Here is a 20,404-nt window from a genome sequence, read left to right on the forward strand (position 1 = left end):
CCTATGCCTGTAAGCTTTTCTGAAGTAGTTTTTGAACTATTTCATTGGTGATATTCGGGTAATCTACTTCAATTTTTTTACTGGATGCCACCCAATCCATGACCTTGGGCAGGTGTTTTTCCTTTAAGGATTTTATGACGGGAATATTCATTTCCTGCAAAGCGGCCGCATTGCATTGTTGTTCATATTGACCTTTCATAGGAACTACGAGTAGCTTTTTTTGCATATAAAGTGCTTCCGCTGGTGTTTCAAAACCTGCCCCGCATAGAACACCCTTGCTAGTGGCCATACTTTGCACAAAGGCTTCATTGGTAATGGGGCGTATGCTCAAGTTCTTAGTGACCGTTTCCCGGTTGTTGTGCTTGGAAAATACATCCCACTTTACATTGGGTATTTGTGAAAGAAAATGAATGATTTTTCCATCACTGTAGGATGGAAGATATACCGTGTAGTGTTCCCCTTCGTAAACGTTTGCATTACGAATATCGGCCCGGATAATGGGCGTAAATATACCCTCGTCATAGGATTTGAAATGCAGGCCAAAGTGATGGCTGCCGGGCGCATAGTTCTTTAATATCATTTTACCCAAGCTGTCCTTTTTTTTTGGTTTGGGGGCGTTGTTGGATAGTACGGCCGATTGATGGCTGAAACTAAAGCAAGGCTTTTCCGCTAGTTTGCAGGCCCATGCGGAAACAGGTTCAAAATCATTGATGATCAAATGGTAGTCCTGGACCGGAATGCTTCGGATTTCTTTTTGCAATCGCAGGGTGTTCGATTTTACGTAGGTCTTCCACATATCCACGCCCCCTTTTTTTCCGAATATGAAGCTCAATCCCTTGCATCGGTATTTAACTGAGTAGGGCAAATCGATATCGGCCTGTGTACCACTGATCAGGATATCCAAATCTATATTTTCATCGAGTAGGGCCGGAATTACGTCCCTTGCTCTGCTTAAATGACCGTTTCCTGTACCTTGAATGGCATATAATACCCGCATATACTTATGTCGTCTTATTTCAGTTTTACCAATCCGCTTGTCCTGAATTCGTCCAATAGGCTTTGGAAAAGTTCGGCCTTTTCAAGGACCGGATGTTCCTCATGAGGATCCTCCAATTGATTTTGTATGCCCTTATCATTGTAAAATGAGTAGAGCTCCCATTGACCTTGGACGTATTCCAACGCAGTTAGGTTTTCTATCCAGTCCCCAGAATTCAAATAGGTCACTTCGCCTTTTTCCATTTTGATCTTGCGAATTTCCGGTTGATGAATATGTCCGCATACAACGTATTCATAGCCATTTTCTATGGCTATTTCAGAGGCCGTCGTTTCAAAGTTATTGATGAATTTGACTGCGGATTTTACGCCGTTCTTTATTTTTTTGGACATAGAAATAGGTCCGCGTCCCAATTGTTTACTGATAAAATTAATGCCCCTGTTCAACAGAATTAAAAAGTCATAGCCCTTGGCCCCAAGTTTGGCGACCCACTTGGAATGTTGCATGGTCACATCAAAGACATCCCCGTGAAAAAACCATGCTTTTTTACCTTGAACGGGCAAAACCACTTTGTTGACAATACTTAAGGAACCCATTTGAAAGCCCGTAAATTTTCGTAGCATTTCATCGTGGTTTCCTGTAATGTAATGCACTTTGATGCCCTTTGCGATCCAGCCCATAAGATATTTGACCACCTTCATATGCGATTTGGGCCAATAGCGCTTACTGAACTGCCAGATGTCAATAATGTCGCCGTTCAGTATAACTTCTTTTGGAGCAATGGACTTAAGGTATTGCAATAGTTCGTTGGCATGGCATCCATAGGTACCTAAATGCACATCTGATATGACCACGATATCAACAGGTCTTTTTTTCATAAGGGTCGATGAATTGGTGGTGATTTTTTCTTAAGTAAAATGGACTGACCGGAGAGTTTACTGAAAAACTTGAGGGACATGTAGTAAGAAGTTTCAGTCTTATTTTCACGAGTTAAAATAAAGAATATGAGATCCCTAAATGAATATTTCCTTTAAGCGAGGTATATAGTTCACCATAAAAAATCCCTGATTACAAAATTGACTTTTTAACGCGCTATTTCGGTTACGTGTAACTTATCTTTTAGTTATTTGATCGTTAAGCTATTTATCAATGGTTCATTTAAAATTACATATGTAAAAGGCTTCTAAGAATGAAAGAAATTTCGGCAAACCACAATTTAAATAGGTTTGACAACAAATAGCGCCCCACTCACAACAAATAGTTCTTGAGCGCAAGGAAAGCTGCTACATTTACATCGTAATAAAGAAGTAAATAATTTTTCATTTTCATATAGTGTTCTCGTAGAAGAGTCTGGTTAAAAAAAGCCAGACTCTTTTTAGTTTCAACCCTTTTGGTAATCTTTAAAACACAAAAAAGGCCGGTAGCAACAACTACCGGCCTTTTTAATTTTTAGGAGTTTTCTACCACAAAGGTGTTTTGTAAAGTCCCTCGTCGGTCTTGGACTGCAGGTTCTCCACGGCCTTTTCCCGATCACTGGCATAAGTAACCCCAAACCATTCCGCGCCAGAGGGGATACATTTCACCTCGGCTTCATTAGCTTGCAGCATCTCTTGGATCATGAAGGGCAGATACAGCTCGCTGGATGCGATTTTGTTCTCGTCCTGTAGAAATACCTTCAACTCGGCATCTATCTTTTCAAAAATGGAAGGCCTGCAAACCCAAAAGTTCATACTGGCCTGTTCATCGCCCGTAAATTCCAGACCGGTGTCCTCATCAACGATTTTGTCGCCTTTTTGAACCAATTTTAACCGTTCGTTTACGGAAACCAAGTTATCTCCTTCAACCTTACAAACACCTCGGGATACGGAACCGTGTTCGGATAGGGTATCCTTTAGGGTGTAGCCCAAAAGGGCGTATGCCTCATTATTGGATTTTATAAAGTCCGCAGCCTTTTTATAAACGGCCTGTCCGTAATAATCATCCGCATTCAAGACCACAAAAGGTCCGTCAATGACATTTCTGGCCGTCCATACCGCGTGCGCGGTTCCCCAAGGTTTTTGACGGTCCCCATTATAATCTACACCATCGGGCAGATCAGTCAATTCCTGGGCCAGTACATTTATTTTAATGTTTTTTGGTAATCTTTCAGTTAAATATTCCTCCAAAAAGGACACATTTTCCTTTTTGGTGATGACCACTATTTGTTCAAAATCGTTCTGTAGTGCATCGTAGATGGCAAACTCCATCAAGAATTCCCCTTTGGGGCCCAAATCATCGAACTGTTTTAGTTTTCCATATCTACTTCCGCTTCCTGCGGCCATTAAAAGTAATGTCATGATTTTAAATTTTAAAGTCCAAAAGTACGGATTGTGATGAAAATAGCGGGGAAGAAATAGGCAAACAGTGTAGGATTCCCCATGAAGTTACTTTTCTCTTCCAAAGTATGCTTATTGGCCAAGATGGGTATTCCAAACTGACAATTATCATATTTTTTGGTCGGTGTCGGGATTAGATTTGTACCATATTCAAACCAACTATGTGCAATCTTATTCAAAAATATAATATTCCGGGTCCTAGGTACACCAGCTACCCAACGGTCCCTTTTTGGGATATTCATTCGTTTTCCGGCAAAAAATGGGAAGCGACCGTAAAACAGAGTTTTTCCGAATCGAATTCCAAGGAAGGCATAAGTCTATACATACATCTTCCCTTTTGTGAGAGTATGTGTACATTTTGCGGGTGTCATAAGCGTATCACCAAAAGACATGAAGTTGAGGTACCTTACATAAGGACTTTATTGAAAGAATGGTCCTTATATCTTGAGTTGTTTGACGAACGGCCTAAAATCAAAGAACTTCATTTAGGTGGCGGTACCCCTACATTTTTTAGTCCGGAAAACCTGCAGATGCTTATCAACGGTCTTTTTAGAAGGGCCGATAAGGCGGAGGATTATGAATTTAGTTTTGAGGGCCATCCCAACAACACGACCAAGGAGCACCTGCAGGCGCTGTACGATGTTGGGTTTAGACGTGTGAGTTATGGCGTACAGGATTACAACGAGACCGTTCAAAAGGCCATCCACCGGGTGCAATCTTTTGAAAACGTGAAGAACGTTACGGATTGGGCCAGGGAAATTGGGTATACCTCCATCGGTCACGATATCATTTTTGGGTTACCGCACCAAACCTTGGAACACGTACTCGAAACCATAGAAAAAACGAAAACCTTACAGCCAGATAGATTGGCCTTTTATAGTTACGCTCATGTGCCTTGGCTCAAGGGAAATGGACAGCGTGGTTATAAAGATTCCGATCTGCCGTCCGCTGAGGAAAAGCGTACACAGTACGAAGCCGGCAAATTGGAACTTGCAAAGGCCGGATATACGGAAATAGGGATGGATCATTTCGCCTTGGATACGGACAGTCTTTATCGATCCATGAAAAATGGCAAACTGCACCGGAACTTTATGGGGTACACCGCTTCCAAGACCCAATTGATGGTAGGTCTGGGAGCCTCCAGTATTAGCGATAGTTGGTACGGTTTTGCCCAGAATGTCAAGAGTTTAGAGGAATATCAGCACTTGGTGGAGAATAACATCATACCCATTTTTAGAGGCCATATTTTAACCGATGAGGATAGGATCATCAGAAAACATATCCTTAACTTAATGTGCCAACTTGAAACTATTTGGTTCCAAGAGTCCATGCAGTTCAAGGAATTACCTGTGGTGATGGACAGGTTGAAGGAGATGCAGGACGACGGACTTCTAGAAATGACCCAATATCAATTGCGGGTCACTGAAAAGGGACGCCCATTTGTTCGAAATATATGTATGGCGTTCGATTTGAAATTGCACGAAAAAACACCGGAGACCCGATTGTTCTCCATGACCATTTGATTGTTTAACCTAAATCTTGTAAAAATGAAAAGTATCATTGTCCCTATAGATTTTTCGGAAATATCCGAGTATGCCTTTGAGGTAGCGGCTTCCATAGCCAAAAAACACGATGCCACGCTGTACGTGCTGCACATGCTGGAATTGAATCAGGCAATGCTTACCTCCACCGAAGGTTTCCACCCGGAACAGACTGTTTTCTTGATAAAATTGGCCGAAAAGCGATTGAATGAATTCTTGGACAAACCGTATTTGAAAGGTGTCAAGGTTGAGCCGATAATAAAGCACTACAAGGTCTTTGGTGAAATCAGCGAAGTTGCCGAGGAGAACGATGTGGATTTGATCGTGATGGGCAGCCAAGGTGCGGACGGACTCAAGGAAATGTTCGTAGGTTCCAATACGGAAAAAGTGGTTAGAAATTCTGATATCCCCGTTTTGGTCATCAAATCCAAAATATCCGATTTTAATCCGAAGCAGATCGTTTTTGCCTGTGATCTCAAAAATGAAAATATCCATGCCCTACAACGGGCCAAGTACATCGCCGATAGCTTTTCGGCGGAACTAAAATTGGTCTATATCAACACCCCTGGTGACGATTTTTTAAGCACCGCCGAAATACAAAAGAGGATAAAATCCTTTTGCGAGCTAGTCGGGTTTGAACTATTGATTGCCATCTACAACGATTATAACGTGGAACGGGGCGTACTGAATTTTGGAATGGAGAGCAATGCCGATATGATCGGGGTTCCCACCCATGGTAGAAAGGGACTTTCCCATTTCTTTATGGGCAGCATAGGGGAGGACATTGCTAACCATGCAACGCTACCTGTGGTCACCTTTAAGATTTAGTTAGAAGCAAGGAATCACAGTTTTTAGTTGGTTGAAAAGGGTGCGTAGGCACCCTTTTTTTATATGAGCTTCATTTTTACGGGATCCCAGTTTACGGGTTGTTGTTTGTAATAACTGTCATTCGCCAAGAGCGCAGCACCAGCGGCCCTAAGTCCAAAAGTTGGGTCTTGGATTACGGAACCATTGGTTCTAATGGCGGTGAAGAAATTGTTGAAATGGTCATAGTGGCCTCCCTTATAATCTCGTTCCGCCTCCCATGTAGTGGTGCCAGTGCTTAAGGAAGAAGACCTAGGTTCCAAGGTTTCCAGGTCATAACCGGCCCTGATCTTTTCCTGCATTTCCTCGGTAAACGAAACCATGGAGTATCCATGGGGTATCATACTCAGTTTGGAACGTCTTACGGTGACCGAATTTTGTCCCACTTCCATTTCCCCTTCGGTACCGATTAGCTTAAAGCCCCCACCACCGCCACTACCGGCGATGAAATTGATCCTAAAGGCCGCATTAAAGGCTGCATGCGTATCGGTTTGAGGATAATCGTATAAGGTAATGGAAACATCGGGTACATCCCGGCCATCCTTCCAATAACGGAGTCCACCGGTTGCCAGGGCACGGTTAGGCCCCATGGAACTAATTACGTGGTTTAAGGTTGAAAAGGCATGTACGAAAAGATCGCCCGCAACTCCTGTCCCGTAGTCCCTGTAGTTTCGCCACCTGAAAAAGCGTTTGGGCTCAAAAGGAACTTTGGGCGCTTTTCCTAGAAAGGTATCGAAATCAACGGTTTTTGTATCGGCATCGGGAGGGATGGGATATTGCCATGCGCCTTCGGCGGAATATCGGTCGTTATACATATCCAACATGACCAAATCTCCAATGGCACCTTCCTCATAGAGTTTTTTTGCTTTTTCATTGCCCAATGAAGACATACCCTGACTCCCAATTTGGCATATTTTGCCGCTTTCTTTTTGAGCGTTGATAATGGCCTCTCCTTCCTCAGGTTTTTGGACCATGGGTTTCTCACAGTATACATGCTTACCGGCTTTCAGAGCATCGATCGTGATTTTTTGATGCCAATGGTCCGGGGTGGCGATAATGACGGCGTCGATATCCTTTCGATTCAATAAATCTCGATAATCCCTTGTCGTGTAAATAGATGCCCCCCAAAGTTCCTTGGCCCTTTCCAATCTGCCTGTGTACAGGTCACAGGCGGCAACCAATTGGACACCGTCTACTTTTAGTGCCGTCTGCGTATCATAAATTCCTTGGATACCTGTTCCAATCAAGGCGAGGTTTATTTGGTCGTTTGCCGAAAAGGAATGCGCTGTATAGTGTCTGCTAAGAATCAGTTTTTCTTCGAAGCTTGCGGCCAATAGAAACGGACTGGAAGTTAAGGCTGCGGATGTCAAGGTCGCCTTTTTTAGAAAGGACCTTCGGGAGTTTTTCTTGCTCATAATCGAAAAGGGCTTGGTTACAATTTGAATTCGTCGGTTTTAAAAATAGGAATTTTTAAACGATAAATCCGAAGTGAAAACCTCAGGAACGTTTATTTGGCCGCCCGATGTTCGAATATCTTCAGGAAAAGCATCGTATTCATTTTACGGGCCCTATTTTTTGCGATCCAGGCCGTTTCCCCAGAAAATAGCTCGTCTATAGTAGCGAACCATAGATTGAGCCAAATACCAAAGTGTTCCATGGACATGGTGTTCCCCATGTAATCATCGGTCTTAATGTGGGCCTTAATCGGGTCGCCGGTATACTTTCTTTTAAGGAACAATTGGGATTCCCAAAAATTGGTCAAGATTTCCAAATGGGCCTCCCAATCGGAAATAATTCCATTGAAAATGGGTCCTAAGGTGTTCTCTTTCCGCACTTTTTCGTAAAAAGTGTTTACAAGGAGTGCTATGTCTTTTCGAGTCTTGATTTCCGGCTTATCGCTCATATTAGTAAAATACACATTTCAATGGATAAGGGTTGCAACTACCCCAAAGTTTCCATCATAAAGGCGTAAAGTTCCTGTATTTGGGGCTTGCCTTTTCTTTTACCCAGTTGCCCAAAGGTATAGAGTGCGAACCAAACGACCACCAATAAGACCATAAACCCAACTTGAAGTCCGTAGGGTTTGTTGAGCGATGCACTTACATAGGCCCAAATACCCACAATAATGAACAGGGTGGCTACCACAAAATGCAGAAACATGAAAAAGGTCCATAGGGTTGGGTTTGGACCAAAAAAACCATAGATTTTGGATGTTCTATCGTCCAAGGCATCTATTTCCAAGTGTAATTGAGGAGAGCCAAAATGGGTGGTCTCCTTGTTGTATTTTATGAAGATATGGTTGTCCAGGCAATTGACCAGAAAGGGCGCTTTTTTTGAATCGATGAACTTTCGCAACAATTGTTCCCTGTTTCCCAAAATTTCGAGCTGAAACCGTGGCCTAAGGACAATATCGTTGGATAGTTTCTTCATTAGAATTATATCATGGATGACATTCCATTTCTGCCGATACCATTTGGGTAACCGGTTTTGGGGAGATGTAAGGGATTCCCAAGCCAAGACCGCGTAAAATGAAAAGTGTTCCCATAAGGACCACAAAAACGGGAATTAGTTTCTGGATGCGTTTCTTTGCGTTTCCTTTCAAAAATGCACTAAAATAAACGGCCGTGGTCATTAGGGGAACTGTGCCCAGTCCAAAAAGCACCATGTAAAGGCTGCCCTGGGCGACCTCGCCCATGGCTATGGACCCGAACAATGCCATATAGACCAAGCCACAGGGAAGAAAACCGTTTAGGAATCCAATGGTCAAAAAGGTGTCGGCCGATTTCTTTTTAAACTCTTGGCCCAACCTGCTTTTTATTTTTGATATGGCCCTATATACAGGGCGTCCCAATTGAAATCTGTTTAAGGTTTTGGCAGGAATCAGCACCAACAGAATCATTACAATACCAACGGCAATGGACAGTCTTTGCTGCATTCCAAAGACATACAGCCCTTTCCCCAATAGCCCAAAAACCAGTCCGATGATACCATAGGCCAGTAGTCTACCTATGTGATACAGGCTGATCTGGCCAAACTTTTTAAGATTGTTTTTATGGTCCACCGGCAGCATAAAGGCTATGGGTCCGCACATGCCTACGCAGTGAAGACTTCCCATAAAACCTAATATGAGGGCAGAAAGAAGCATGATTTCTAATAGATTATATTTTCCTTATGCAAGTAATCCGTGCCATTGTAGTTCCAAAGTATTTTAATGTCCCAGCGACCATCCAACAAGCGGTTGTCAGGTATGAGCAAATGGTTATTGGACAAACTTATGGGTAAGTCAAAATCCAATTGCTTATTAGATGGTCTGTATAGGGACACTGTGCCTTCAATTTCTCTTGGGTTCACTTTTTCTGGGAAAATTATTTCAAGTCCATCCGGACTTTTTCTCACCTGTAATTTATTGATGTCCTTTGTGGCATTGTTTTGGGCATCGATTTCTTTTTGATAGGCCAATTCCTGCCTATAGTAATCCTCTGTTACAAGGTCGTGGTTGGCACGGTTGTCAGTACTCATCCGTACCACAAAGAAGAGGATAAAGCCAATAAAACCTATAAATGCCAGTACAATTCCGGTTCCCCAATTAATTTTCATTGTGTATATTTTTAATTATTTATAACTTCTAGGGGCCATAAAGGAGCATAGGGTCGTCTCGACCAATTCATCTCCACTATATACTCCCACTTTTACCTTTTCCTTATCGCTTTTTACGGCGGCGTTGTTAATCTCAATAAATAGCGTTCCTTCGGCCAAATCCTGTGCAGGAACCTCAAAGTTCTCGTTACGGACCAGTTTTATGGTTCCCTTGTGGGAAATCAATTTAAAGCTAACGTCCTCTACAGGTTTGGTGGTTTTGTTCACCAATTTATAGGTGTAAACATTGCTTATGATGTTCCCTTCCTTGTGCTCATAAAGTTGACCCGGTAACCTAAGGATATTCGCTTCCAAGTCGTTTCTTAAAAACAGCATCCCGACCAAGACACCAATTAAAATGGTCAATACGGCAGAATACCCTTTTAAACGTGGCGTGAATTTGAATTTCTCCTTTTTGGTGATTTCGTCCTCGCTTGCATACCTAATGAGTCCCTTTGGGAGGTTTACCTTTTCCATGATGGTATCGCATTCATCGATACAGGCAGTACAGTTCACGCACTCCAGTTGGGTTCCGTTCCTAATATCGATTCCTGTAGGGCACACGTTCACGCATTGAAAACAATCGATGCAATCCCCATAGCCAAGGGCTTCCCGATCTTCATTTTTACGCCATTTTTTACGGCCGTTTTCCGCCTCGCCGCGTTTGTGGTCGTAGGCGACTACAATGGATTTATTGTCCAGCAATACACCTTGCATTCTACCATAGGGGCATGCGATGATACAGACCTGCTCCCTAAACCAGGCAAAAACAAAATAGAACACTCCCGTAAAAATCAATAAGGATACGATGGTGCTTACGTGCTCAAAAGGCCCGTCCGTGATATACCTGATCAATCGGTCGCTACCGATAAGATAGGCCAAGAATACATTGGCGATCAAAAAGGAAATGATAAAGAAGATGAACCACTTTAATAACCTTTTCCTAATTTTCTCGGCATCCCAAGCTTGTCGGTCCAATTTTATCTGGGCCCCACGGTCCCCATCGATCCAATACTCAATCCTTCTGAAGACCATTTCCATAAAAATGGTCTGAGGGCACATCCATCCGCAGAAAATACGTCCAAAAGCAACGGTAAACAGCGCGACAAATATCACACCGATAATCATGGAAATAACGAATAAATGAAAATCCTGGGGCCAAAACGGAAATCCAAAAATATTGAAACGGCGTTCCAATACATTGAACATCAAAAATTGGTTCCCATTAATTTTTATAAAGGGTGCGGCGAACAAAAAGGCCAGCAGAAAATAGCTCACGTATTTTCTGTATTCGTAGAACTTGCCACTTGGTTTTTTCGGAAAAATCCAAGCCCTTTTTCCTTCTTCGTTTATCGTTCCAATGGAATCCCTAAAGTTTTCTTGATCCTGTGCCATTACGGTTTAATTTGTCTTGCTTTTACTAGGGATAGGAATACTGTTATTATTGGCTTTTAATGTATTGGTGTCGGTTTTTTGAAACGCCACATGCCAAATGAGTGTGGCATGTGGCCATCCAAAAGGATTCCGTTATTCAATTACGGTACCCTCTTCGTCAATAGTTTTAATGAATTCTAACGTGTCGACTTCAACTTCTATCAATACCGAATCCACGGCGGGTGCTCCCTCCACATCCATATGCGGGTTTACGATAATATCACCTTCCGGAGCTTTTGGGTTGGCTGGTGTGGTTCCTTGAAAGTTAAGTACATAGCTGGCAACTTGCGCCATCTCCACAGGTTTTAGGCTCTGTTTCCAGGCAATCATACCTTTACCGTCCCTTCCACCTTCTGAAATGGTGTTGAAAACCGATTTAATATCGCCACCCAATATCCAGTTTTGATCGGTCAGGTTAGGACCGATTCCCCCACCACCGTCGGCCATATGACAGGCCACACAATTCGTTTCGAAAACGGCCTTACCTGCGGCAATATCGGATGCATCGGTCAATAGTTCCACGGTATTGACATCTACCAGGTCCTTCGCGTTCTTCTTGTATTCTTCTATTTCGGCTTCGGCCAAGGTCATTTCCGTTAGGTATTCGGTATCCTGATCATAATCATTGAAAATGTGGAACCGCACCAAATACACTACCCCAAAAATGATGGTGGCGTAGAACATATATACCCACCATGGTGGTAGCTTGTTATCAAGTTCGCGAATGCCATCATAGTTGTGGTCCAAGATGATTTCACCTTCGGCCTCAATTGGTTTGGAGCCCAAAAGTTTCTTGTACATTCTTTTGCCCCAGGCCCATTCAAAGCCTTGTTCCTTGGAAGCCAAGTAGCGTTCCTTTGCCTCTTCCGATAGCGTCTGGAACATGACGTTCTCAATGGAGGCCAGGATAAGCTCTATGCCCACAAGCAAAAGGATTATAAAGCCTAGAAATAGTGCGACTATGGGTTGGTCCAGAAAGGCTGGCTTATCCCCCGAGTCTATAAAAAACTCCGTCAATCCAAATATGATAAAAAATAGTAGTGGAAGTCTGATCCACCAAGGTCCTAGGTTCTTCATAATTCAATGTTTTGTTGGTTGTTATTGTCTAGTGGGATGTCGCTCACCTCTTTGACATACTCCTTGGATGCGGTAAAGACCCACCAGAAGAGAACGACGAAGAAGACGAAGAAAATCATCAGTGAAATCATTGGGTAGGTGGCCACCCCCTCAATGTTTTCCATATATCCTTTTACAAACTTTAGCATGGCTATTTATTTTCTGAGATTAATTCGTTGGTTTCCTTAATTTTTATATCCGTACCCAATCGTTGTAGGTAGGCGATCATGGCCACAATTTCCCTGTCGCGCATTTCAATGAATTCCTCCCCGTTTTCAGCGGCGTATTTTTTATCGGCCTCGTAGGTCGATGCAAAATCCGGGTCGCTATAGAGGTTCTTCTCAATTTGTATGGCCTGTTCGCTCATACTGGCTTCGGCATTGGCAATATCCTCATCGGTATAAGGTACTCCCAAGGTAACCATGGCCTCCATTTTGTCCTGAACCCCACTTCTGTCATGTTTGTTGCGTACCAACCAGGAGTAGGAGGGCATTATGGAACCGGAGGAGGTCGTTTGTGGATCGTACATGTGGTTTAAGTGCCAGTTATCCGAATACTTTCCACCAACCCGTAGCAAATCAGGACCCGTTCTCTTACTTCCCCAAAGGAATGGGTGGTCGTATACGAACTCACCGGCCTTGGCATATTCCCCATAGCGTTCTACCTCACTTCTAAATGGCCTGATCATTTGGGAATGGCATCCTACACAACCTTCGCGTATATATAGGTCCCTTCCTTCCAATTCTAATGGTGTATAAGGTTTTACACTGGTGATGGTAGGAATATTGGACTTCACCATGATGGTTGGTACAATTTGTACAATACCACCTATCAGAATGGCTACGGTAGCCAAAATGGTCAATTGGATGGGCTTACGCTCCAACCATGTGTGGAAGGTTTCCCCTGCGGTCCTGTTTTTGGATACCCGGGTGAGGGCAGCGGCTTCGGCCAATTCGTCCTCCACTTTTTGACCGGATTTGATGGTAACAACTATATTGTAGACCATCACAATGGCACCTACAATGTAAAGGCTACCGCCAATGGCACGCATCCAATACATAGGGATGATCTCGTTTACGGTTTCCAGGAAGTTACCGTAGACCAAGGTTCCATCCGGATTAAAATCTTTCCACATCAAGGCCTGGGTGAAACCGGCTACGTACATAGGTAGCGCATATAATATGATACCTAGGGTCCCAATCCAGAAGTGGAAGTTTGCCATTCCTACCGAAGCCAAACGGGTCTTGAACATTTTGGGAACCAACCAATAGATCATACCAAAGGTCAAGAAACCGTTCCAAGCCAAGGCACCTACATGTACGTGGGCAATGATCCAGTCGCTAAAATGGGCTATGGCGTTTACGTTCTTTAAGGAAAGCATTGGACCTTCAAAAGTGGCCATCCCGTACCCTGTAATCGCAACTACCATAAATTTAAGTGTTGGGTCCGTACGAACCTTGTCCCAAGCACCCCTCAAGGTCAAAAGGCCGTTGATCATACCGCCCCAGGAAGGAGCGATCAACATGACCGAAAAGGCAACACCAAGGTTTTGGGCCCAATCCGGCAATGCGGAGTATAGCAAGTGGTGAGGTCCTGCCCAGATATAAATGAATATCAAGGACCAAAAGTGAACTATGGAAAGTCTATAGGAATATACAGGCCTGTTCGCCGCTTTAGGAACAAAATAGTACATCAATCCCAAGAAAGGGGTTGTCAAGAAGAAGGCAACCGCGTTGTGGCCGTACCACCATTGTACCAAGGCATCCTGAACCCCCGCATATACGGAGTAGCTCTTTAAGGCGCTTACAGGTAACTCCAAACTATTGAAGATATGTAGTACCGCTACGGTTACAAAAGTGGCCAAGTAGAACCAAATGGCAACGTATAAATGGCGTTGTCTTCTTTTGATCATGGTCCCGATCAGGTTGACGCCAAAGGCTACCCACACAAGGGCAATGGCAATATCGATGGGCCACTCCAATTCCGCATATTCCTTAGATGTGGTAATTCCCAGTGGCAATGTAATGGCTGCGGCCACAATGATCAATTGCCAGCCCCAAAAATTGATGTTGCTCAGCACATCACTGAACATTCGTGCCTTTAGGAGGCGCTGGGTCGAGTAATACACACCGGCAAAAATGGCATTACCTACAAAGGCAAAAATGACCGCGTTGGTGTGCAAGGGCCTTAAACGGCCAAAACTGAGCCAAGAAATTCCGTCCGTAACATTCGGAAACAAGAACATAAAGGCCAATAATAGGCCAACGGACATACCAACAATACCCCAAAGCATTGTAGCATAGATGAACTTTTTTACGATTTTGTTATCGTAATAAAACTGCTGTACTTCCATAGTTGATTAGTTATTTGATTCTATTGATGTATCCATATTGGATTTTTGTAAACTCTTTTTCTGTTTGACCAATTCGTCCTCAAAGAGCATCCGGACGGATGGCGTATAGGAATCGTCATATTGCCCATTTTTTACAGAGAAAATGAACGCTGCAAAAAAGACAATGGCGACGATGATACTAATGGCCAATAACACATAAATTACACTCATACCTACCTGAATTTCGGGGTAAAATTACCGTTGTTGCTTCCTTTTAAATATGACATTTATCAGTTTTAAATATTTTATTCTATACCTTGTTTTTTACTTTAATTTTTTGCCCAAAAGGTTGGTCATTAGCGTTGTAAACCCAACCACGCTAATGGAACTCAAGGGCATTAAAATGGCCGCGATAACGGGTTCCAGTTGCCCGGTAACCGCAAAATAGAGTCCCACTACATTGTAAAGGAGCGACAATAAAAAACTGAGCTTTATGATTTTCATGGCCTTTTTGGAGGCGATGATGTATTGGTACAATTGCTGGAATTTTGAGGCATCCATAATACCATCACAGGCAGGGGAAAATACGTTGATGTTCTCCGATATGGCGATACCCACTTCCGCTTGGGCAAGGGCACCGGCATCGTTCAATCCGTCACCCACCATAAGGACTTTTTTGCCCTGTTCCTGTAAGGCAGTGATAAAGGCCAGTTTATCCTCCGGTTTTTGGTTGAAATACAACGGAGTCAATTTGGGTAATAGTTTTTCCAAGTTGCGTTTTTCGCCCTCGTTATCACCGGAAAGAATGGCCAATTGCAGTTGATCCGACATTTGTTCAAAAACTTCGGAAACACCCTCCCTGTATTGATTGTGAAACACGTATTTGCCCTTGTACGCATTGTTGCTCGCCACGTGCACCGCCGTGTTCAAACTGTCCGAAACCTCTTCCATGCCCACAAATTCAGAAGAGCCTATTTTTATATGCCTGTCGCCCTTACTTCCTTCCAGGCCTTTGCCAAGGTGTTCCTCATAATCGTCCAGTGTATATATGTTATGGTCCGATAAAATATCGTACAAGGTCCTGCTCAACGGGTGGTTGGAGGCCCTCAAGGTATTTTTTAGAAGGGACTCCTCTTCCTCTGTCAACGGCATGCCTTGATAGGTGGCCGTACTTTGTTTGGAAGTGGTAATGGTTCCGGTCTTGTCAAATATGGCCGTGTCCACTTGGGCCAATTGTTCAATGGCACCGGTATCCCTCAAGTAAAATTTCTTCTGACCAAAGATGCGGAGCATATTGCCCAGGGTGAAAGGCGAGGCCAAGGCTATGGCGCACGGGCATGCGATGATCAACACCGCCGTAAAAACGTTCATTGCCAAGGACGGGTCAAAAAACAACCAGTAGGCTGTGGCCAAAAAAGCAATGGTCAATACCCCAATGGTAAAGCGTTTTCCAATGCTATCGGTGATGTTTTGGAATCGGGTGGATTTGTCCGTTTTAAAGACCGAATTGCTCCAAAGCTGGGTGAGGTAACTTTGGGAAACCGATTTTAAGGCCTCCACCTCAATAGGGCCGTTCATTTGCCTCCCACCGGCGAAAACTTTGTCGCCAAATTCCCGCTCAACGGGGACCGATTCCCCCGTTACAAAACTGTAATCAATCTGTGCTTTGCCTTTATATAGGAGTCCGTCTACTGGAATCAGTTCCCCGTTTCTGATCAATAGCAGGTCGCCTTGTTTGATCTCGTGCACCTGGGTACTTTCCTCGGTACCGTCATCATTAATTTTGGTCACAGCTATGGGGAAATAGGATTTATAGTCCCGTTCAAAGGAGAGAAAGGAATAGGTTTTTTGTTGGAAGAATTTCCCCAGGAGCAGGAAGAAGACCAAACCGGTAAGGGAGTCAAAAAAGCCGCTTCCCCAATCGAACATAATTTCCAAGGTACTTCGTACAAAAAGTACCAAAATACCCAAGGAAATGGGAACGTCAATGTTGAGGATTTTGGAACGAAGGCCTTTATAGGCCGAAACAAAGTAATCGGCACCTGCATAAAAAACGACGGGAAGTGAAAAGGCGAACATCAGCCATCTAAAAACCACTTCATATTGGTTCAACCAGAATTCACCACCGGAGGTTTTGCTGGAGCTTAGATCAAAATAATCCGGAAAGGAAAGGAACATCACGTTACCAAAAGCAAATCCGGCTACGCCCAACTTATAAATAAGGCTTCGGTCTACCTTTTTTTCTTTTCCATCAATATCCTCCAAGGATATATAGGGTTCGTAACCAATTCTGGCCAGTAGCACCACCACGTCCTTCAAAGAGGTTTTTTGGCTGTTATAGGAAATCCGTACCGTTTTCTTAGAAAAGTTTACTTGGGAGGAGGAGATGAACGGGTTGAGCTTGTTCAGGTTTTCCAATACCCAGATACAGGAACTACAATGTATTAAAGGAATATAGAGATTTACGATCTGTAGGTTGCCGTCATTGAATTCCGTTAATTTTTCAACGATACGCTCGGTTTCCAAAAAATCGTACTTGCCTTCTATGGCTGTAGGCGTAGAACCTGCCGAAGTTTGCAAGTCGTAATAATAGGATAAATCGTTTTCCGAAAAAATCTCGTAGACCGTTTTGCAACCGTTGCAACAGAAGCACTTTTCATCGTACTGGATACCCTCGGAGCTGCAATCGTCCCCACAATGATAACAGGGTTGCTTTTCCATAATTCATTTGCTAATACCTGGGGCAAAGGTTTGCAATGTTGGGTTTTTGAAATATGATATTTATCAGTTTTTGCCTAACTTGTAGTGGTTACCTTTGTTTCGTCAGGTAAATTTTAGTTCAATGGAAAGCAGATGTGAAAATTGTATCGTACGGCAATTCAACTCCTTACGCGCTATGTCTAAGGAGGAATTGAAAAGGGTGTCCGATTCAAAAACTACACGAACAATCAAAAAGGGAGAGTCCCTCTTTAAGGAGGGTGAAAAGTTGGATGGCGTATTTTGCGTACGCGATGGGGTATCCAAATTGTCCAAATTAAGCGAAAACGGTAAAGATCAAATCGTAAAGCTTGCGAGCAAGGGGGAGGTCATTGGACAACGCTCCGTGGTGGCGGAAGAAAACGTAAACTTGAGCGCCATTGCCGTAAGTGATATGGAGGTTTGTTTCATACCCAAGGAAGGTATCGTTTCCAGTTTGCATACCAATCCCAATTTTACCCTTGAGGTATTACGGCATATGGCTCACGACCTGAAGGAGGCCGATGACGTTATCGTGAACATGAGCCAAAAAAACGTCAAACAACGAATGGCGGAAGCTTTCCTGTACCTGAAAAATAATTTTGGGGAGGATGAGGAAGGCTATCTAAGACTTGTGTTGTCAAGGGAGGATATTTCCAATGTGGTAGGTACGGCCATTGAATCGTGTATCCGAATCATTTCAGAATTCAAGAAAAAAGGGTATCTAAAAACTTCCGGGAAAAGAATTGGGATCACCGATGAAAAGGCGCTAAAAAACCTTGTGGAAGGTTTTTAAGTCGATTATTTCCCAAAGATGATAATTGTCATAGTTTCCCCGTAATGTTAGGTCTAATTTTATCCCATATTCAAAGATGAAATTAGATGAAGAATATTTTAATCCCTACGGACTTTTCGGATAATTCCTGCAATGCCATCAAGTATGCCATTTCCATGTTCTGGGATCAGGAATGTACCTTCTATTTATTGAATACCTATACCCCGGCCATCGCCGGCAGCAGGTTTATGGCGGCTTCCTTTGAGGAAAGTATGCTAACGAACAGTGCCGCCAAATATTCCCAAAAGGGCCTGGATGATCTATTGGCGCGGGTCAAGAATGACTTTGTGAACGAGCATCATCATTTTGAGACCATTTCTTCCTTTAGTTTGTTGGTGGATGAGATCATTGAAAGTATTTCGGCCTATGACATTGAACTGGTCATTATGGGAACCACGGGGGCAACAGGAATGGAAGAGGTTTTCATGGGCAGCAATACGGTACGTGTCATCAAATCCGTAAAGGACTGTCCCGTATTGGCCATTCCACAAAACTTTGAATTTCAAAAACCTACCGAAATCGCTTTCGCGACGGATTTCACCCGATTTTATACCAAATCCGAGCTAAGGCCTTTGGTGGAACTGGCTAACATTTTTGATGCCACCGTCCGGATCGTACATGTACAATACGAAATCAAGACCCTGTCCGAACTTCAATTGTTCAATCTGGGAATGTTGCGCAAATACCTGGGTGAAGTGGAGCATTACGTACACACCGTATCCGAGTTGAATTCCGTATCAAAGACCTTGGAGGTTTTTTCCAGGGAAATGGACATCCATTTACTGGCCATGTTGAACTACCAACACAGTTACATGGAACAATTGGTACGTGAGCCCGTAGTAAAAAGAGTGGCCTTTCATACCCAAATACCACTGCTGGTCATACCGGAACTGGGCATGACCTCCCATTTAAAGGAATCCAGTAAGAGGGAAAACGTATTCGTACCTAATTAACGCGGTTCCCAATGGGATTGTCCTCGTAAAAATCCTTGAATGTTTTGTCCGTCTTGTAATTATCGGTCAGTACTTTATAGACCATGATGACAATAAGGGCCTGGCCTAGCACGGTGCAATAAAATATCCAATTAAAGGGGAGGTTCATTACGGACATTATGGTGACCGTAACCAATGCCAATGTGGTAATCAATACCCAAACGTAGACTGAATCTTTCATTTTTAATTGAAAGATAGTGTTTAGGGTCTCGTGAATGCGTTAAAGGTTTTTTAAAACTGCGACTAAAAATCGTATTTCCAAAATTTGTCGGCTGTTGGTAGCATGTCCTTTTTTCCCGTATCGAAAGGATTGAATTTGGTTTTGGCGAAGTAGTACCAGAGGGTGGAGGACAGCGCCGGGGTAATATCCGTATGGTCCCAAAGTTCGTTGCTTCCATAGGAAGTCCCAAAGTTGGTGGTATAGGGAATGCCTTTAGCGTTTTCGGTCATGGAGCTCTGTATGACCGTCTTTTCAATGTTTTCCATTATATTTTCCGAAATATCGAACCGCTCGATACTGTTGAAGGCCACTGCCATTTGTGCGGAACCTTCCAGCCAGATTACATCCTTGTCCTGGTCGAAGCAATACCCAGAAACCATTTCACCGCTCAAGGTGGCTGTCTGATCGTTCAGGAATTTATTGGCTTGGAAGAGCACATCGTCAGAGAGGTCGTTGAAAATAAGTTTGCTTAGGGAAAGTACGTCCAGGGCAAAAGCATATTCCGGATTTTCAGGCCAGGCCATTAACAGTCCAAGCTCTTCGTCCCACCGATTCTTTTTCAGGAAATCCAGCATGTTTTTATGGAATGTGTCGTATCCCTTTACGGCGTGAAAGGCCGTGATCATACCTTCCGTCACATTGGGTATCTCTGTTCCGTCTGAATTAGTTCCTCCTCTCAAAGCTCCATTTTCCAATTGTAGGGAACGTATCCAGTTTTCCAATTGGAGCGAAAGTGATTCATATTTTCCAGATCTATATTTGGTGGCATATTGGTTCAAAGCGATCAGCAACCAGGCATTGTCGCCCATCCAGACCCTTTCCGCATCGGAACCATCTGATTTTCTAAATTGATAGAACCCCCCCGTTAAGGGTAGTTCCGTTTCTTGAATAGCGTAATAATAATCGAATATCTTTTCGGCATTTTCCCTTCGATCCTCTTGTATGAAAAATATCGCGGCCAAGGCATTGTCGTATAGGGAAGTAAAATTGGAGATTTCCGTACTTTCCATCAGGCCCGATGCTTGCTGCCGGTTTCCAATCCAATGAACAAAGGCCTCCTCAAAATACTGGGATTTTTCATCTTTCTTATGGGATGCTGTCTCAATTTCCTCGTCCAAACGTACCACTAAATCCTCTTGGTAGGTGGAAATATCCTCTTTCGAACACGAAAAAAACAGCAATAGGACAATTATGGAGGCAACCGGTCGTAGGTTCATGGGATAGGTCGATTTGGATTTGGACCTGCAAATTACGTAGCCGCTTTGGAGTAACTACCCAAGTGTCGACCAGTGGAAGGTTTCCTTGGTAACTTGTATTGGTTGGATCTAT

20 protein-coding genes are annotated in these 20,404 nt (G+C 43.4%); 4 read left to right on the forward strand and 16 right to left on the reverse strand.

Annotated features, from left to right (window positions below):
• Position 1 precedes the first annotated feature (1 nt).
• The 3 genes from ACZ41C_RS09700 to ACZ41C_RS09710 form a co-directional block, all read right to left on the reverse strand.
• The gene (locus tag ACZ41C_RS09700; protein WP_464561024.1) at positions 2-997 is read right to left on the reverse strand and encodes a glycosyltransferase family protein; all 996 of its coding nucleotides are present in this window, start codon (positions 995-997) and stop codon (positions 2-4) included.
• A 14-nt stretch (positions 998-1,011) separates the two neighbouring features.
• Positions 1,012-1,872 carry a UDP-2,3-diacylglucosamine diphosphatase gene (locus tag ACZ41C_RS09705; RefSeq protein ID WP_464561026.1) on the reverse strand — a complete coding sequence of 287 codons (861 nt, stop codon included), beginning with the start codon at positions 1,870-1,872 and terminating at the stop codon, positions 1,012-1,014.
• A 582-nt stretch (positions 1,873-2,454) separates the two neighbouring features.
• The gene (locus ACZ41C_RS09710) at positions 2,455-3,330 is read right to left on the reverse strand and encodes a nucleotidyltransferase family protein (protein WP_464561028.1); all 876 of its coding nucleotides are present in this window, start codon (positions 3,328-3,330) and stop codon (positions 2,455-2,457) included.
• A 200-nt stretch (positions 3,331-3,530) separates the two neighbouring features.
• On the opposite strand from ACZ41C_RS09710, the gene hemN reads away from it, so the two are divergent.
• Both hemN and ACZ41C_RS09720 read left to right on the forward strand, forming a co-directional pair.
• Entirely contained in the window at positions 3,531-4,892 is a 1,362-nt protein-coding gene (gene hemN / locus ACZ41C_RS09715) for an oxygen-independent coproporphyrinogen III oxidase (protein WP_464561030.1), read from the forward strand.
• A gap of 24 nt (positions 4,893-4,916) precedes the next feature.
• Positions 4,917-5,738 (forward strand): universal stress protein, encoded by an 822-nt coding sequence (locus ACZ41C_RS09720; protein ID WP_138257765.1) that lies wholly within the window; start codon positions 4,917-4,919, stop codon positions 5,736-5,738.
• A gap of 59 nt (positions 5,739-5,797) precedes the next feature.
• On the opposite strand, the gene ACZ41C_RS09725 is transcribed toward ACZ41C_RS09720, so the two are convergent.
• The 11 genes from ACZ41C_RS09725 to ACZ41C_RS09775 form a co-directional block, all read right to left on the reverse strand.
• A complete protein-coding gene (locus ACZ41C_RS09725) occupies positions 5,798-7,189 on the reverse strand; it encodes a Gfo/Idh/MocA family protein (protein ID WP_464561033.1) in 1,392 nt (463 codons plus the stop codon).
• Between the two features lie 92 nt (positions 7,190-7,281).
• Complete coding sequence (locus ACZ41C_RS09730; RefSeq protein ID WP_464561035.1) at positions 7,282-7,677, reverse strand: group III truncated hemoglobin; 396 nt, start codon at positions 7,675-7,677, stop codon at positions 7,282-7,284.
• A 38-nt stretch (positions 7,678-7,715) separates the two neighbouring features.
• On the reverse strand, positions 7,716-8,204 hold the full coding sequence (locus ACZ41C_RS09735) for a GTP-binding protein (RefSeq protein ID WP_125221365.1): 489 nt from the start codon (positions 8,202-8,204) through the stop codon (positions 7,716-7,718).
• A 10-nt stretch (positions 8,205-8,214) separates the two neighbouring features.
• Positions 8,215-8,919 carry a sulfite exporter TauE/SafE family protein gene (locus ACZ41C_RS09740; protein WP_464561037.1) on the reverse strand — a complete coding sequence of 235 codons (705 nt, stop codon included), beginning with the start codon at positions 8,917-8,919 and terminating at the stop codon, positions 8,215-8,217.
• Between the two features lie 5 nt (positions 8,920-8,924).
• Entirely contained in the window at positions 8,925-9,371 is a 447-nt protein-coding gene (locus tag ACZ41C_RS09745) for a FixH family protein (RefSeq protein WP_464561039.1), read from the reverse strand.
• A 15-nt stretch (positions 9,372-9,386) separates the two neighbouring features.
• Positions 9,387-10,805, reverse strand: a complete 1,419-nt coding sequence (gene ccoG / locus ACZ41C_RS09750) for a cytochrome c oxidase accessory protein CcoG (RefSeq protein ID WP_125221362.1) — start codon at positions 10,803-10,805, stop codon at positions 9,387-9,389.
• 132 nt (positions 10,806-10,937) lie between these two features.
• Positions 10,938-11,921 (reverse strand): cbb3-type cytochrome c oxidase N-terminal domain-containing protein, encoded by a 984-nt coding sequence (locus ACZ41C_RS09755; protein ID WP_464561042.1) that lies wholly within the window; start codon positions 11,919-11,921, stop codon positions 10,938-10,940.
• Positions 11,918-12,109 (reverse strand): CcoQ/FixQ family Cbb3-type cytochrome c oxidase assembly chaperone, encoded by a 192-nt coding sequence (locus tag ACZ41C_RS09760; RefSeq protein ID WP_125221360.1) that lies wholly within the window; start codon positions 12,107-12,109, stop codon positions 11,918-11,920. The genes ACZ41C_RS09755 and ACZ41C_RS09760 overlap by 4 nt, the downstream gene beginning before the upstream one ends.
• 2 nt (positions 12,110-12,111) lie before the next feature.
• The gene (gene ccoN / locus ACZ41C_RS09765; RefSeq protein WP_125221359.1) at positions 12,112-14,313 is read right to left on the reverse strand and encodes a cytochrome-c oxidase, cbb3-type subunit I; all 2,202 of its coding nucleotides are present in this window, start codon (positions 14,311-14,313) and stop codon (positions 12,112-12,114) included.
• Between the two features lie 6 nt (positions 14,314-14,319).
• Positions 14,320-14,523, reverse strand: coding sequence for a cbb3-type cytochrome oxidase assembly protein CcoS (gene ccoS, locus ACZ41C_RS09770; protein WP_138257756.1), 204 nt, complete (start codon positions 14,521-14,523; stop codon positions 14,320-14,322).
• Positions 14,524-14,616: 93 nt separating this feature from the next.
• The gene (locus ACZ41C_RS09775) at positions 14,617-17,013 is read right to left on the reverse strand and encodes a heavy metal translocating P-type ATPase (RefSeq protein ID WP_464561045.1); all 2,397 of its coding nucleotides are present in this window, start codon (positions 17,011-17,013) and stop codon (positions 14,617-14,619) included.
• A gap of 121 nt (positions 17,014-17,134) precedes the next feature.
• On the opposite strand from ACZ41C_RS09775, the gene ACZ41C_RS09780 reads away from it, so the two are divergent.
• Entirely contained in the window at positions 17,135-17,824 is a 690-nt protein-coding gene (locus tag ACZ41C_RS09780) for a Crp/Fnr family transcriptional regulator (RefSeq protein ID WP_464561047.1), read from the forward strand.
• 86 nt (positions 17,825-17,910) lie between these two features.
• Positions 17,911-18,816 carry a universal stress protein gene (locus ACZ41C_RS09785; protein ID WP_464561049.1) on the forward strand — a complete coding sequence of 302 codons (906 nt, stop codon included), beginning with the start codon at positions 17,911-17,913 and terminating at the stop codon, positions 18,814-18,816.
• Here the strand turns inward: ACZ41C_RS09785 and ACZ41C_RS09790 are convergent.
• Both ACZ41C_RS09790 and ACZ41C_RS09795 read right to left on the reverse strand, forming a co-directional pair.
• The gene (locus ACZ41C_RS09790) at positions 18,809-19,036 is read right to left on the reverse strand and encodes a hypothetical protein (protein ID WP_272635537.1); all 228 of its coding nucleotides are present in this window, start codon (positions 19,034-19,036) and stop codon (positions 18,809-18,811) included. The genes ACZ41C_RS09785 and ACZ41C_RS09790 overlap by 8 nt on opposite strands.
• Before the next feature lie 62 nt (positions 19,037-19,098).
• Positions 19,099-20,292: a hypothetical protein gene (locus tag ACZ41C_RS09795; RefSeq protein WP_464561052.1), complete on the reverse strand. Its 1,194-nt coding sequence runs from the start codon at positions 20,290-20,292 to the stop codon at positions 19,099-19,101.
• Between the last annotated feature and the right edge of the window lie 112 nt (positions 20,293-20,404).

It is taken from the genome of Maribacter sp. C-4077 (assembly GCF_055378385.1).